This is a genomic window from Candidatus Eisenbacteria bacterium (assembly GCA_035577985.1).
Classification (GTDB): Bacteria; Desulfobacterota; Binatia; order DP-6; family DP-6; genus DATJZY01.
The window spans coordinates 22,976-38,128 of record DATJZY010000115.1; the positions used below are offsets into that span (position 1 = coordinate 22,976).

Genomic DNA, 15,153 nt, shown 5'->3' on the forward strand with positions numbered 1-15,153 from the left:
CGATGTTTGTCGTGATGATCGCCTCCGAGTGTGCGCCCGTTGCCAAGGTCGGCGGCCTGGCCGATGTGGTCTATGGTCTCAGTCGCGAGTTGGAGATCCGCGGCCATGCCGTAGAGATCGTCCTCCCGAAGTACGACTGCATGCGCTACGACCACATCTGGGGCCTGCAGGTCACGTACGACGACCTGTGGGTGCCGTGGTTCAACTCCCAGGTGCGCTGCACGATGTGGTTTGGCTTCGTCCATGGGCGCAAGTGCTTCTTCATCGAGCCGCACAGCGGCGAGAACTTTTTCAGTCGCGGTATGTACTACGGGTGTCCGGACGATCATCTGCGCTTCGCCTTCTTCAGCAAGGCGGCGCTCGAGTTCCTCTACAAGAGCGGCAAGCGGCCCGACGTCATCCACACGCACGATTGGCAGACCGCCCTCGTGCCGGTGCTGCTGTTCGAGATCTACCGGCAGCACGGCATGGACCACCAGCGCGTCTGCCATACCATCCACAACTTCGCGCACCAGGGCGTCGCCGGGTCGGACGTCCTGTGGCTGAGCGGGCTCGGGCGGCCGGAGTACTACTACGCGAGGGACCGCCTCGGGGACGACTCTCATCCCACGGCGCTCAACTTCACCAAGGGGGCCATCCTCTACTCGAACTTCGTCACCACGGTGTCACCGCAGCACGCCTGGGAGGTGCGGTCTACCGAGCAGGGGCACGGACTCGGCCATCCCCTGTACGTGCACCAGCAGAAGTTCGGCGGCGTGCTGAACGGGCTCGACTACGACATGTGGAACCCCGCGCAGGATCCGCTCATTCCGATCCACTACACGGTCGACACGCTCGACGAGAAGGCGAAGAACACCGATGCCCTGCGCACGCGCCTCCTGCTGCGGAGCGGGCGCCGGCCCGTCCTGGCGTACGTCGGCCGGCTCGACTGGCAGAAGGGAGTGCACCTCATCCGCCACGCGCTGTCCTACACGCTCACCCGCGGGGCCCAGTTCGTGCTCCTCGGGGCGAGCTCGGAGCGCGGCATCAACGACGCGTTTCTGCACCTGAAGTACCACTTGAACGACAATCCGGATTGCCACCTCGAGATCGCCTTCAACGAGGAGCTGGCGCATCTGATCTACGCGGGTGTCGACATGGTCATCGTGCCCAGCATGTTCGAGCCATGCGGGCTCACGCAGATGATCGCCATGCGCTACGGGGCCGTACCCATCGTGCGCTCCGTGGGGGGCCTCGCCGACACCGTGTTCGACCGCGACTACTCGGATAGGCTGGCGGCGGAACGCAACGGCTACGTCTTCCACCAGGCCGACAATCCGGGCATCGAGTCGGCGCTGCAGCGCGCCATCGGTCTGTGGTTCGACCATCCCGGGGAGTTCCGCCGGCTCATGGTGGCAGGCATGCGCTGCGATTTCTCCTGGAACCAGCCGGCGCAGCACTATCTGAACATCTACGAGTACATTCGGCACAAGTGAGGTGGCGATGAACGAGCTGCGGGAAGACGTCGGCGATCTGCCCAACCTCTGCGGCGCCGAGGCGGTGATCGATGCGGTGGTGCGCGAGCGGTCGAGCCTGGCGTTTCTGCCGGACAGCCGCATCGACTTCGGACGCAGCCGGAGCGCGTGCGCCATCGCGCTGCACATGCACCAGCCGTTGATCCCCGCCGGCGGCGACGATCTGCACACCGCGCGCATCATCGGCAACCTGCAGGACATGATGGCGCACCCGGACGTCGGGGATAATCACAACGCCTCGGTGTTCCACTGGTGTTACAAGCGCATGGGGGAGTTCATCCCGCAGCTCATCCACGAGGGCAAGGAGCCGCGCGTCATGCTGGAGTACTCCGGCACACTCCTGTACGGCCTGCGCCAGATGGGGCTGCACGACGTGTTCGACGCGATGCGGCCGCTCGCGCAGAATCCCGAGTACAGGCGCGCCGTGGAGTGGCTGGGCGCGCCATGGGGCCATGCGGTCGCGCCGTCCACCCCGGTGCAGGACTACCGGCTGCACGTCCGCGCCTGGCAGCACCATTTCGCCGCCATCTTCGGGACGGAAGCGCTGGCGCGCGTGCGCGGGTTCTCACCATCCGAGATGGCGTTGCCGAACCATCCGGACCTCGCCTACGAATTCGTGAAGACGCTGCGAGATTGCGGCTACGAATGGGTCTTCGTCCAGGAGCACACCGTCGAGCAACCCCACAACGGCTCGGGCCCGGAGCGTAAGCACCTGCCGCACCGGCTCCTGTGCCGCAACGCGGAGGGGGCGACGGCCAGCATCGTCGCCGTCATCAAGACGCAAGGCAGCGACACGAAGCTCGTGGCCCAGATGCAGCCCTACTACGAGGCCAAAGGGCTACAGCGCTGGGATCTCGCCGGCCATCGGGTGCCGCCGCTCGTGAGCCAGATCGCCGACGGCGAGAACGGCGGCGTGATGATGAACGAGTTCCCTCCGAAGTTCATGGAGGTCGTGCGCGAGGCGAGCGGCTCCGAGACGCCGCTGGTCAACGTCACCGAATACCTGGAGTACCTCTTCAGCCTCGGGATCCGCGAGCACGAGCTGCCGGTGGTGCAGCCTCTCTTCCAGAAGCGCATCTGGGACCGTTTCGAACCCGGCCAGGGGCCGGAGCGGCTGCAGCAGGTCATTGCGGAGCTCGAGCGGGAGGACCACCGCTTCCATGTGGAGGGCGGCAGTTGGACGAACAACCTTTCGTGGGTGCGCGGCTACGAGAACGTCCTCGGGTCGATGGAGGAGGTCAGCCGGCTGTTCTACGAACGGGTTCTCGAGCCTGGCGTCTCGCCGACCGAGCAGCGCTACCGCAACGCCTTGTTCCACCTCCTGTGCTCCCAGACCAGCTGCTATCGCTACTGGGGCCAGGGGTTGTGGACGGCCTACGGCCGCGAGATCTGCCGGCGCGCGAAGGATGTCCTGCTCCACGACTTCCCGGCATGAGCGTCGGGGACGGCGGCGAGGACACGAATGACATGCGCCTCGTCGCGACCCGGCAGATCGGGAACCGTGACGTCGCTGGCCGGTAGAGGCGGCATGGCGGAAGCCCGCAGCGCGGAGCGCCGGGACCGCGTCCTCGGCCGACCCGAAGTGGTAGTGGGTCGGGCCGCGCCCGAAGAGCTGGAAGCCCAGGCGAAACACCTCCGCGATCCACATCCCGTCGACGTCGTCGGTGAGATGGAGATCGGACAGGTAGAGACCGTGGGCGAAGCGGCCGAGCGTCGCTGCGAAGCGACGTCACAGCGCGCGACTTCTGTCTCCGGGCGCGTGTGGACGAAGACGGCGGATTGGTGAAAGGAGGTCGACATGAAACCATCGCTCGTCACGGGGGCCAACGGGCACCTCGGCAACAACCTCTGCCGGCAGCTGATCGCCCGCGGCGAGCCGGTCCGCGCCATGATCAGGGCTAGCGCCGATACGGCGCCGCTGGCCGGCCTCGCGCTGGAGATCGTGCGGGGCGACATCATGGACTCGGCGTCGACGGCAGCCGCCGTCGAAGGCTCTGGCCGCGTGTACCACACGGCCGCGGGCTTCCTCATGTGGTCGCGCGATCCGGAGCGGGACATCATCCGGCCGAGTGTCGAAGGGACGCGCCACGTGATGGAAGCGGCGGCGCGGGCGGGCGTCGAGAAGGTGGTCTACACGAGTTCGTCGGGCACCATCGGGCACGCCGGATCGCCCGACGCTCTCTTCGACGAGACGCGGGCGAACACCGAGCCGCACACGCACTATCTGCGCGGCAAGATCGCTGCCGAGCGCGAGGCGTTGGCCATCGCGTCCCGGACCGGAATGCCCACCACGTCGATCCATCCCGGCCTGATACTGGGACCGGGCTTCTGGAAGCCGAGCGAGTCGGTGGCGCAGGTCGTCCAGTTCGTGAACCAGGGCGCTCCGGCGTACTTCGACGGCGGCTTCAGCGTGGTCGACGTCGACGACGTGGCCCGGGGAGCAATCCTGGCGATGGAGAAGGGACGCAGTGGCGAGAAGTACATCCTGGCTGGGGAGAACGTGACGGTGAAGCAGCTTTTCGATCTCATGGCCGAGCTGACCGGGCTGAAGGCGCCGTCCGTGAAGCTGCCCGTGCCGGCGGTGCGGGCGCTCGCCACGATGCTCGAGCTCGTGAGCAGGGCCACCGGGGCCCGCCCGATGATCGATCGCAGCCAGGTCGACGAGTTCGCCGGGAAGTATGCCTATTTCTCGAGCGCGAAGGCCGAGCGGGAGCTCGGCTACACGTGGCTCCCGGCGCGGGAAGTCGTGCGGCGCACGATCGCCTGGATCGTGGAGCGGGGCTTCGTGGCCGAGAAGCGGCGGAGCGCGCTCCGCCTGGACGGCTCGCTGCGGGGGGCGGGAGGGTGAGCCGATAGTCAGGACAAGCCTGAAACGATTGACGGAGCACCTCAATGTCAGACGCTCGCCCTCCCGCTTGCGACGCGCTGCGCGCGTTCACCGCCGACGACGCGACGGCGCTCAAAGCGGCGGCGCGCACCTTCCCGAAGACGCCCTTCTACGACGTCGAGGAGAAGCTCGCCGCACGCGCGCCGGACGACGCCCCGACGCCGGCCGGACGCGCCCCGGCGCGGGAGGAGCCATCCACCCTCGAGCGCGTGCTCGCCTCGCACGTCACGAAGACGGTCGCCGTGACCGTCGCCGGGGCGATCACACGCGGCATCATGGGCGCGCTGCTCGGCCCGCCGCGGCGCCGGCGCTGCTGAGCGCACGGCGGTCGCGCGACGAGCGTCGGGGGACCCGTCGCCGACGACGCGTACCTAGACCGTCGTCCAGATTCGGCCGTAGTGGGATGGAACGGCGAGCGTCGTCTCTTGCCACGCGCCGACCCCGTGGAGGTCGAGCGCGCCCCCGTGGAGTTCCTCGACGTAGGTGCCGCCGACCGGGAACCAGAACGGCACCCTGACGTCGTCGCCGCTCGTGTTCGTCGCGACGAGCGTGTAGCGCGCGCCTTTGAAGCGCGCGAACACGAGCAGGCCCCGCGCGAGGTAGCGATCCCAGTCGCTGAAGAAGAAGTAGTCGCCGTCGCGGACGTGCGCCCGTTGCCGGCGGATGCGCAGCAGCGCCCGGACGAGCGTCACCAGGTGGCGGCCGGGCTCGTCGTAGAAGTAGTCCCACCGCAGCGGCCGGAGCAGCGACACGCGCCCCGCGCCGAAGTCGGGAAGGAAGTAGTTCTCGCCGAGCTCCTCCCCCTGCCACAGCATCGGCACGCCTTTGCTCATCGCGAGCGCGATCAGATACGGCTGGAGCATGTACCAGCGCGTGCGATCGCCCTCGAGGAAGAGCGTGTTGCCCGCGTCGTCCGGGTTCGTCAGGCCGAAGTTGCAGACGAACCGCTCGTGGTCGTGATTCTCGAGGTACTGCAGCGCGGCCTTCGGCACGACGTCGCCGTTCGTCGTCGTCTGGTCGGGATAGCCGTAGAGCCCGAGCGAGAGCCCGAGGTCGGCGAGGCGTCCCCGGTCCCCGCGTGCGACCGCCTTCGCCGCGTCGAACGTCCGGTTCTGCCAGGTGGCGTTCGAGTACGTCGTGGCGAGCACCTCCTCGGGCCCTTCGAGCTGCTCCGCGCACTGCACGAGACGGATCGCCGAGCCCGGACCGCCGTCGAAGCGGCTCCAGTACGGCGCACCCTGGGCGAGGCGCGTGCGAACGAGTTGGTAGGTGTCGTAGACGAGGCTCGCGTATCCGACGCCGACGGGACCGTCCCAGTAGTTCGGCACGCAGTCGTACCGGAAGCCGTCGACGTGGTAGACCTCGAGCCAGTGGTGGTTCACGCTGAAGAAGTAGTCACGCGTGAGCGCGCGCCGGAAGTCGGTGCTCTTGCCGACGCTCGAGAAGTAGTCCTTCGCGAACGGCCCCATGAACGGGTTCTCGTCGTAGCGGAGCCGGGCGTAGGCGTCATAGTAGCCGAAGTCCGTGCCGGCGTGCCCGTAGACGGCGTCGACGACGACGGCGATGCCGTGCTGGTGGGCGACGTCGACGAGCTGCTGGAAGTCCGAGCGCTTTCCGAACCGCTCGTCCACGCCGAAGTAGCCGATCGGTAGATAGCCCCAGTCGACCGAGCTGCCGACGTTCGAGAGCGGCATGATCTCGACCGCGTTCACCCCGAGGTCTGCGAGGTAGGCCATCATCCGGCTCGTCCGGTCGAGGTCGCCGGCGAGCTCGGCGACGTTGAGCTCGTACACGACGAGGTCGCGCAACGCGGGCGTCCGCCACGCGGCCTCGCCCGCGCTCCACGCGTATGGTTGATAGCCGAGCGTGAACGCGGACAGCTTGCCGGCACCGAACTCGCGCGCGAACGGGTCGACGATCCAGTCGAGACGGCCGACGGTCGGGTTCTCGATCTGGTAGCGGTACACGTAGCGACCCGGCGTGCCCCACGCCGACCCAGGCGACGGCGGTGCGCCCGCGATCGGCACGCTCACCGACCAGAAGTCGCCGTACGGTGACCGGTCCGCGTGCGACATCGGGAACTCGCGCGGTGCGATGGCCTGCAGGAGCTGGTCCTGCTCGTGGATCACCTTGACGATGACCCTGTTGCCGTGTTGCGCCGACACCCACGGGAGCCACAGGCCGAACGTCACGGTGCCTGCGGACTCGATCGCGCCGAGCATCCCGAGCGGTAACAAGCTGGCCGTCATGGCGACGCATGCAGCGGCCGTGCCGGCCGAACGGCGAGCGCGCGCGAGGCTCGGCGGCGCCGATCCGTCGAGGAAAGTGGACATCCGGCGACGCCGGCGTCCAGCCACCTCGATGCGACGGCTGGACCCGTCCGGTCGCGGGGGACTCAATCCCGCGCGTGGGAATCGACGGCGCCGAGAGCGAGAATCCCGCGGCCGAATCGCGACGGACGACGAGGAAAAATCAGGCTATTGCCACGGACGCCCAGAGCGGGTCGCGGGCACGCCCATTGCTCCCAGGGATGCGATGAACACGATCGCCAGACGAGACGCGGGGATCGTGGTCCTCGTCATGCTGGCGATGGCGCTCGGCCGGGCGCTCGCCTCGGCCGCCGATGGCAAACCCACCGTGCAGTTGCCGGCGGACCGCACGTTCGCCGGGGCCGAGGGGTCGCCCGGTCCGGTCGTCTTCAGCCACGAGACGCACGTCGCGTTCAGCGACGGCCGGTGCGTCGCCTGTCATCCCGCTCCCTTCCGGATGCTGCGGCCGACGGGCGGCTTCACGCACGCGGAGATGGACGCCGGCCGGCAATGCGGCATCTGCCACGACGGGAAGACCGCGCGCAGCGTGAAGGACGATTGCGACCATTGCCACGGAGGCGGCTCGTGAGGACCGTCGGCCTCCTCTACGATTCGACGCGCTGCACCGGCTGCGGGGCCTGCACGGCGGGCTGCAAGGAGGCCAACGACCTCCCGCTGCCGATCGAGGAGCGCACGACGGCCTACACGTGGACCGTCGTCGACGACGTCGCCGGGGCGAAGATGCGACGGCTCTGCATGCACTGCCTCGACCCGACGTGCGTGTCGGTGTGCCCGGTCGGCGCGCTCGAGAAGACGCCGGCAGGGCCGGTCGTCTACGACGGGACGCGGTGCATCGGCTGCCGCTACTGCATCATGGCGTGTCCGTTCGGGGTCCCCAAGTATCAGTGGGACCGGGCGATCCCCGTCGTGGGCAAGTGCATCCTGTGTGCGGGCCGGGTCGCGAAGGGACTCCCCACGGCGTGCGCATCGGTCTGTCCGACCGGGGCGACGCTCTTCGGCGAGCGCGACGCGCTCGTGCGCGAAGCGCACGCGCGCATCGCGGCCGCACCCGACGTCTACGTCGACCACGTCTACGGTCTCACGGAGGCGGGCGGCACGTCCGTCCTCATGCTCTCCGGCGTGCCGTTCGAATCGCTCGGCATGAAGACGAACCTGCCGAAGCAGCCGCTGCCGCTCCTCACCTGGCGGGTGCTCTCGAAGATTCCGTCGTTCGTCGTCGTGTGGGGCGCCTGTCTCTTCGGCGTGCACTGGATCACGAAGCGCCGCGACGAGGTCCGCGCCTTCGAAGCGGCCGAGCGCGAGAAGCCCCGATGAACGTCGCGACCGCCACCGAGCGACCCGGCTCACGGATGGGCTTCTGGGAGATCTTCGGCGCGCTCGTCCTCGTGGCCTTCGCCGCGGTCACCGTGCTCCGGTTCACGCGCGGGCTCGGCGCCGTGACCAACCTGAGCGACCGGTTCCCGTGGGGACTCTGGATCGGCTTCGACGTCCTCTGCGGCGTCGGCCTCGCGGCGGGCGCCTTCACGCTCACCGCCATCGTGCACGTCTTCAACCTGCATCGCTTCGAGCCGATCGTGCGGCCGACGGTCCTCACGGGCTTCCTGGGCTACCTCCTCGTCATCGTCGGGCTCCTCTTCGACCTCGGGCAGCCCTGGCGCATCTGGCACGCGCTCGTCTTCTGGAATCCACACTCGGTCATGTTCGAGGTGGCGTGGTGCGTGATGCTCTACACCGCGGTCCTGGCGCTCGAGTTCTCGCCCGTCGTCCTCGAGCGACTCCGCCTCGATCGTCCCCGGCGCGTGATGCACGCGATCGCGACGCCGCTCGTGATCGGCGGCGTCATCCTCTCGACGCTCCATCAGTCCTCGCTCGGGTCGCTCTACCTGATCGTGCCCGCGAAGCTGCACCCGCTCTGGTACACCCCGCTCCTGCCGCTCCTCTTCCTCATCTCGGCGGTCGGCGCGGGGATCGGCATGACCATCCTCGAGTCGCACTTGAGCGAGCGCGCGTTCGAGCGACGCCTGGAGATGGACCTCTTGGAGCCGCTCGCCCGCGGCATGGTCGTCGCCCTCGGCGTCTACGGCATGCTGCGCATCATCGTCCTCGCGCAGAACGGGGCCTTGGCCGCGCTCCGGCAGCCCGGCTACGAAGGCATCATGTTCCTCCTCGAGTTCGGCGTCGGCGTCGTGGTCCCCGTCGGGCTCCTCCTCGTCGAGCGCATTCGCACGCACCCGACGGGTCTCACGGTAGCGGCGCTCTTCGCGGTGGCGGGGTTCGTGATGAACCGCTTGAACGTGAGCGTGACCGGCATGGAAGGCGCTGCCGGCGTCCGCTACGTGCCGTCGTGGATGGAGCTCGTGGTCTCGCTCGGGCTCGTGGCGCTCGGCTTCGCGCTCTTCGCGCTCGCCGTGCGCTACCTGCCCGTGTTTCCGGAGGCCACACACCCCGCGGACCGGTGACGCGTGCGCACCCGCATCGGAATTCAGTTCGTCGCGGTGGTCGGCGTGGTGATCGCGGTCGCGATCACCGTCCTCGCCATGCTCACGCTGCGCTCCCACCGCCGGGAGATGATCGCCCAGCTCACCCGCAGCGCCGACCTCTTGAGCGAGACCGTCAAGCGTAGCACCGAGGACTACATGCTCGAGAACCGTCGCGAGCGCGTGCTGCGACAGATCGAGGCGATCGGACGCGACGAGCGGATCGACCGCGTGCGTCTCTTCAACAAGGAAGGGCGGATCGTGTTCTCGTCCGACGCGGCGGAGGTCGGTCGGCTGCCGGAGCCCGGCAGCGAGGCCTGCGTCGGCTGTGACCAGGGCCAGCCGCCGCTCGACGAGCGCACGCGGATCTTCACGGTCGGCGCGCGCCGCCTCCTCGGCATCGCGAATCCGATCCAGAACCAACCGTCGTGCTCGGCCGCCGCCTGCCACGCCCACCCGCCGGACGAGACCGTCCTCGGCGTGCTCGACGTCACCATGCGGCTCGACGACGTCGACCAGCAGATCGCGGCGAGCCGGCGTCGCATCGCGGCGCTCGCCGTCGTCACCATCGCCGTGACGGGCCTCCTCCTCTGGGTGCTCAGCCGCCGGCTCATCGTGCGGCCGGTGGAGGCGCTCGCCGCGGGCACGCGTCGCGTGGCCGCCGGCGATCTCACGACGACGATCGCGGTCACGGGTCGGCACGAGCTCGGCGAGCTCGCGAGCGCGTTCAACGCGATGACGGCGCGGCTCTCGGACGACCAGCGCCAGCTCGCGCAGGCCGACAAGCTGGCATCGGTCGGGCGTCTCGCGGCCGGCGTCGCGCACGAGATCAACAACCCGCTCACCGGCGTGCTCTCGTACGCGTCGCTGCTCGCCGAGCGCCCCGGCCTCAATCCGGAGATGCGCGCGGACCTCGAGGTCGTCGTGCGCGAGACGAAGCGCTGTCGCGAGATCGTCCGCGGCCTCCTCGATTTCGCGCGCCAGACGCCGCCGCGCCGTCAGCCGACCGACCTGAACGACGTCGCGCGCCGTGCGGTGGCCGTCGTCATGAATCAGCTCCAGCTCCGGCACGTGTCGCTGGCGCTCGACCTGGCCGCCGACCTTCCCGCGGTCGACGCCGACGCGAACCAGATGCAGCAGGTGCTCGTGAACCTCCTCTTGAACGCGACCGACGCGATCGGGGAGCGCGGCGGGACGATCCGGCTCGCGAGCCGTCGCTCCGAGCTGCCGCCACGCGGGCACGAGCTCATTCGGCGTGCCGTCTGCCCGGCCGGGTGCGACCTCCTCGATGCGACCTCGCGCGTCGGCGGGTCGCCCCGGATTCGCGTCGTGTGGACGCACGGCGACCGCGAGTGGACCGTCTGCCTCGACCCGGTCTACGGGCGCTTCAACCACCTCTCCGCCGAGCCCTGCCCGGAGGGCGTGGTGGCGCTCGTCGCCTGTCCGCGCTGTCGCGCCTCGCTCGCCTGTCCGGACCATCCCTGTCCGGACTGCGGGGCGCCGACGTTCGCCGTCCGCGGCGTCGCGGACGAGCCCATACACTTGTGCACCCGGACGGGCTGCCACTACACGTGGTGGGAGGCGCGCGAGCGGCGTGGCGCGGCGCCCATCGCCGAGCTCGCCGTGGAAGACGACGGCCGCGGCATTCCTCGCGACGCGCTCGCGAAGCTCTTCGAGCCGTTCTTCACGACGAAGGGCGTGCGGGGTACCGGCCTCGGCCTCGCGATCACCTGGGGCATCGTCGAAGGCCACGGCGGGACGATCGACGTCGAGAGCGAGGAGGGCAAAGGGACCCGGGTCACCGTCCGCCTCCCCGTCGCCGCGTCGGACCAGAAGCGAGTGGCGGCATGACCGGCGACGACGTCCTCGTGATCGACGACGAGCCGGTCGTGCGCGACGCCGTGCGCCGCGTGCTCGGCGCGAACGGGCTCGGGGTCGCGACGGCGGGAGACGGCGCCGCAGGCCTCGCCCATCCGGCGCTCGCGACCTGCCGCCTCGTCCTCTGCGATCTCATGCTGCCCGACCGATCGGGCATGGATGTGCTCCAGGACATCAGGCAGCGGCGTCCCGGGCTCCCCGTGGTCGTCATCACCGGCTACGCGACACCGGATCACGCCGCACGGGCCGCAGAGGCGGGCGCCGCCGATTTCCTGGCCAAGCCTTTCGAGGCGAAGGAGCTCGTGGACATGGTGCGCCGCGCGCTCACCAGCACCGACGTCAGAGGGGAGAGACGCGCATGACGGTCCTGCTCGTGATGGTGATGTTCGTCGGGTTCGTCGCCCTCGACGCGCTCGTCCGCATGGTGGCGCGCCGCCTCGACGCGGCGCGCACGCGCCGGGCGCGCGAGGCGGCGCTCGCCACCTCGCTGCGACTCGACTTCACGCACGAGGCGCCGAGCCTCAAGCGGGTCGAGGTTCCCGAGCCGAAGGCCCGCATCCTCGCCGTCGACGACGAGCCCGTGATCCTCGACGTCTTCCGCAAGGTCCTCGTCCTCGACGGCTTCAGCGTCGATACGGTCGAGAGTGGACCCGAAGCGCTCGGCCTCGTGCAGCGGCGGGACTACGACTTCGTCTTCACCGACTTGAAGATGCCCGGCATGAGCGGCGTCGACGTGGTGAAGGGCGTGAAGCATCTCCGTCCCGACGTCGACGTGGCGGTGATCACCGGCTACGCGACGATCGAATCGGCCGTCGAGACGATGCAGCACGGGGCGGTCGACTACGTGCAGAAGCCATTCACGGCCGACGAGCTCGTGGCCTTCGCGGGGCGCCTCCTCATCAAGCGCGAGGCGCGTCTGCAGTCGCAGCGCCTTCCCGAGGTCCGCGTCGTGGCACAGGGGGTTGCCGACGCCGTGCGACCCGGCGAGTTCTGCGTCCCGGGCGGAGCCTTCCTCTCGGACGGGCACGCCTGGGCACGCATCGAGCCCACGGGCGAGGTGCGGATCGGGCTCGACGACTTCGCGCGCAAGGTGCTCGGGACGATCGAGCGCGTCGAGCTGCCGGCGGAGGGAGGGATGATTCGACGCGGCGAGCCCTTCTTCACCGTCCACCGCGGCGGCACGGCGGCGCGCTTCCTCGCGCCGGTTTCCGGTCGCGTGGTCCGTGTGAACGCAGGCCTGCGCGCCAGTCCCGATTGGCTCGCGCGCAGTCCCTACGACGCCGGCTGGGTGGCGGTCCTCGAGCCGGTGAACCTCGAGAGCGATCTTCCCGCGCTCCGTATCGGAAAGCCGGTCATCGAGTGGTACCACGCGGAAATCGCGCGCCTGCGCGAAGCGGGGGGACCTGCCGCGCAGGGCGCGCCGCAGGTCGACTGGGGCACGCTCGACGCGACCTTCTTCGCTCACCAGGCCGGTTGAGGCACGCCGCTGCCGAGCGGGCGTGCGATCGCGACGCGGCGGGAAAGCGCAGCCCGGGACGCATCCGTGGACCCGGCCCCGGCCGGCGGGCGCTCGCCAACGCCGCCACGGGTGACACGCATCGCGACGACGGAGTACACACGGCAATGCTCGCGGCGCCCAGCGGTCGTGATCGTCCCGCTCGCGTCCCGGGTCCCCTCGCCATCAGGTCGCCGTCGACCGGCCGGGCACGATGGCTCGTCCAGGTTGTGGCGACGACGGCCGGCTACGGGGCCGTCGTCGCGTGGCTCACGTGGCCGCTCGCGTCCTCGTTGGCGACGCACCTTCCGGACACGTGGATCGCGTGTCACTTCGACAGCCTGCTCGCCGCGAGGGCGCTCGCCTGGCAGTCGCACGCGCTCGCCACCGCGCCGGCCACGCTGCTCGACGCCAACATCTACCATCCCGCGCATCACGCGCTGCTCTATTCCGCGGCGTCGTTCGGTGCCCTCCCGTACTTCGCGCCGGTCTTCGCGCTCAGCGACAACCCGACGCTCGCGATCAATGCGACGCTCCTCGGGGCCTCGTCGTTCCTGGCGGTGCGATGGGTGCTCTGGGAATATCCGAGGACTGCGGGTCTACGGCACGCGCGACGTGTAATCTTCGATTCCTCGGGCTTCCCGTCGAGCAGCTCAAGCCACACGATGACGCCGATCATCAGTGTCGCGCCACCTGACGATCGCCTGCTCGCGCGCCGGGGCTGACCCGTGTCGCCGGTCGGCCTGCTGGCGCGCGCCCCACACGGTCTGGTAGCCCTTGTGGCATGCCTACTGCGAAGGTTCGCGACATCGAGCTGTACTACGAGGAGCACGGCAGCGGGGATCCGCTGCTGTGCATCATGGGCTTCGCCACCGACTCGAACGGGTGGCTACTCCAGGTGCCAGCCTTCGCGGAGTGCTACCGGACGATCGTGTTCGACAACCGCGGCGTCGGGCGGAGCGCGAAACCGTCGGGGGCGTACACGATCCACGAGATGGCGGACGACGCGGCTGCGCTGCTCGATCACCTCGACATCGACCGCACCCACGTGCTCGGTCTCTCGATGGGCGGGATGATCGCGCAGGAGCTGGTGCTACGACATCCGCACCGCGTGCGCCGGCTCGTGTTGGCGGCCACCTTCCCCGAGCCCGACGTTGCGACCGAGGAGCAGCGTAAGGTCCTCTTCACGCGGATGGGTGGCACCATCACGGAAGGCGGCGAGATGAAGATCGACTTTACCGCCATGAACCCGATGCTCTTCTTCCAGAACATGCTGCCGCTCGTGTTCTCCCCGGCGTTCATCCAGAACGAGCTGCCGAAGCTGATCCAGCTCTTCTCGGGAGCGCTGCAGTACGGCTTCAGCATCGAGGCGATCATGGGCCAGATGCAGGCGATCATGACGCACAAAGCGACCGACCGGCTGACCGGAATCGCGGCGCCGACGCTGGTGTTGACGGGCGATGCGGACCGGCTCATCTCGCCCGCGAACTCGGACGTGCTCGCACAGCGCATCCCGGGCGCGAAGCTCGTGCGCCTGCCTGGTGGCACGCACGGCTTCAACTTCGAGATGCCGGACGCGTTCAATCGCGAAGTGCTGGGATTCCTCGCCGGCGTCGCGAGCTGACCCTTGTCGGTGCGAAGGGAGGGGAGGTATTGGCAATAGTTGTGGATCGGGCTCCGAGCGGCGGTTCGGAGTGAACTGCAGGGATGCGACCTAACGCGCGGCGTCGCTGTCCGAATCCGTCCCGATCGCGGTCAAAATGACCGAATCCTCTTCGAGACAACCGGGCGCTTTTCTTAGTCGGCCCCTTGACCCGCACTCCGGCCCTGCCCTATCAGACAACAGGGCTTCCCCCTGAAAGGGGTCTAGGAGGCAATCTCTTGCGTTCACCCGAAGGGCGAGCCCTCCTCGCCGACACACTCGACGTAGCGATCAGCGCAACGCGCGCCGATTTCGGGAATGTTCAGCTGATCAACCCGCTCAGCGGCACGCTGGAGATCGTGGCGCAGAAGGGGTTCCAGGCCGACTTTCTCGACTACTTTGCTGCGACCCACGTCGGCCAGGCAGCCTGCGGCACCGCGATGAGCGAGCGCATGCGGGTGGTCGTCGAGGACATCGAGATCGACCCTGTCTTCCGCGAGCCCCAGCTACGGGCAGTGATGCGCGCTGCGGGTGTGCGGGCGGTGCAATCGACGCCGCTGATCGATCGCAGCGGGACGGTGTTCGGCGTGCTGTCCACCCACTTCCGTACGCCGCATCGGCCGACCGAGCCCGAACTCCATCTCGTGGACGTCTGCGCTCGGCTCCTGATGGACGTCGATCGCCAGCGGGTGGACGTCCCGCTCCGGGGCGTGCTCAACGCAGCACCTGATCCGATCCTCGGCGTCGATACGGACGGACGGATCGTGTTTGCCAACACCCAGGCGGAGAAGACTTTCGGCTACCCCGTGAAGGAGCTGCTCGAACAACCCGTCGAGCTGCTGATCCCCGACCATCTGCGAGACAAGCACCGGGCTCTCCGCACGAGCTACATGCGCGCGCCGGCCACACGCCCGATGGGAGCAGGTCTGG

Annotated in this window: 14 protein-coding genes and 1 pseudogene; 14 read left to right on the forward strand and 1 reads right to left on the reverse strand. The window is 69.0% G+C overall.

All coding sequences use genetic code 11. The features are described 5' to 3' along the window. Positions 1–2: 2 nt before the first annotated feature. The 5 genes and pseudogenes from VMS22_16210 to VMS22_16230 all read left to right on the forward strand — a co-directional run bounded on the left by VMS22_16210 (position 3) and on the right by VMS22_16230 (position 4,532). Complete coding sequence (locus VMS22_16210) at positions 3–1,475, forward strand: glycogen synthase (GenBank protein HXJ35577.1); 1,473 nt, start codon at positions 3–5, stop codon at positions 1,473–1,475. A 7-nt stretch (positions 1,476–1,482) separates the two neighbouring features. Continuing rightward, positions 1,483–2,949, forward strand: a complete 1,467-nt coding sequence (locus tag VMS22_16215; GenBank protein HXJ35578.1) for a glycosyl hydrolase family 57 — start codon at positions 1,483–1,485, stop codon at positions 2,947–2,949. A 66-nt stretch (positions 2,950–3,015) separates the two neighbouring features. After that, positions 3,016–3,300 (forward strand): hypothetical protein, encoded by a 285-nt coding sequence (locus VMS22_16220; GenBank protein ID HXJ35579.1) that lies wholly within the window; start codon positions 3,016–3,018, stop codon positions 3,298–3,300. A 12-nt stretch (positions 3,301–3,312) separates the two neighbouring features. Next, on the forward strand, positions 3,313–4,362 hold the full coding sequence (locus VMS22_16225; protein ID HXJ35580.1) for an SDR family oxidoreductase: 1,050 nt from the start codon (positions 3,313–3,315) through the stop codon (positions 4,360–4,362). A 74-nt stretch (positions 4,363–4,436) separates the two neighbouring features. Continuing rightward, positions 4,437–4,532 (forward strand): annotated as a pseudogene (locus VMS22_16230) (helicase HerA-like domain-containing protein). Positions 4,533–4,772: 240 nt separating this feature from the next. On the opposite strand, the gene VMS22_16235 reads toward VMS22_16230, so the two are convergent. Then, positions 4,773–6,650: an alpha-amylase family glycosyl hydrolase gene (locus tag VMS22_16235; GenBank protein ID HXJ35581.1), complete on the reverse strand. Its 1,878-nt coding sequence runs from the start codon at positions 6,648–6,650 to the stop codon at positions 4,773–4,775. Positions 6,651–6,936: 286 nt separating this feature from the next. On the opposite strand from VMS22_16235, the gene VMS22_16240 reads away from it, so the two are divergent. From VMS22_16240 to VMS22_16280, 9 genes are all read left to right on the forward strand, one after another. Further along, on the forward strand, positions 6,937–7,299 hold the full coding sequence (locus tag VMS22_16240) for a c(7)-type cytochrome triheme domain-containing protein (protein ID HXJ35582.1): 363 nt from the start codon (positions 6,937–6,939) through the stop codon (positions 7,297–7,299). After that, positions 7,296–8,045 carry a 4Fe-4S dicluster domain-containing protein gene (locus VMS22_16245; protein ID HXJ35583.1) on the forward strand — a complete coding sequence of 250 codons (750 nt, stop codon included), beginning with the start codon at positions 7,296–7,298 and terminating at the stop codon, positions 8,043–8,045. The genes VMS22_16240 and VMS22_16245 overlap by 4 nt, the downstream gene beginning before the upstream one ends. Further along, a complete protein-coding gene (gene hybB, locus VMS22_16250) occupies positions 8,042–9,190 on the forward strand; it encodes a Ni/Fe-hydrogenase cytochrome b subunit (GenBank protein ID HXJ35584.1) in 1,149 nt (382 codons plus the stop codon). Before VMS22_16245 ends, hybB begins: the two co-directional genes overlap by 4 nt. Before the next feature lie 3 nt (positions 9,191–9,193). Beyond that, positions 9,194–11,059, forward strand: coding sequence for an ATP-binding protein (locus VMS22_16255; protein ID HXJ35585.1), 1,866 nt, complete (start codon positions 9,194–9,196; stop codon positions 11,057–11,059). Then, a complete protein-coding gene (locus VMS22_16260; protein HXJ35586.1) occupies positions 11,056–11,448 on the forward strand; it encodes a response regulator in 393 nt (130 codons plus the stop codon). The genes VMS22_16255 and VMS22_16260 overlap by 4 nt, the downstream gene beginning before the upstream one ends. Beyond that, positions 11,445–12,563, forward strand: coding sequence for a response regulator (locus VMS22_16265; protein HXJ35587.1), 1,119 nt, complete (start codon positions 11,445–11,447; stop codon positions 12,561–12,563). Before VMS22_16260 ends, VMS22_16265 begins: the two co-directional genes overlap by 4 nt. A gap of 248 nt (positions 12,564–12,811) precedes the next feature. Beyond that, positions 12,812–13,306, forward strand: coding sequence for a hypothetical protein (locus VMS22_16270; protein HXJ35588.1), 495 nt, complete (start codon positions 12,812–12,814; stop codon positions 13,304–13,306). Between the two features lie 59 nt (positions 13,307–13,365). After that, positions 13,366–14,205, forward strand: a complete 840-nt coding sequence (locus VMS22_16275; GenBank protein HXJ35589.1) for an alpha/beta fold hydrolase — start codon at positions 13,366–13,368, stop codon at positions 14,203–14,205. Positions 14,206–14,462: 257 nt separating this feature from the next. Beyond that, positions 14,463–15,153, forward strand: a 691-nt coding sequence (locus VMS22_16280; protein HXJ35590.1) for a PAS domain-containing protein, incomplete at its 3' end; no start/stop codon positions are given.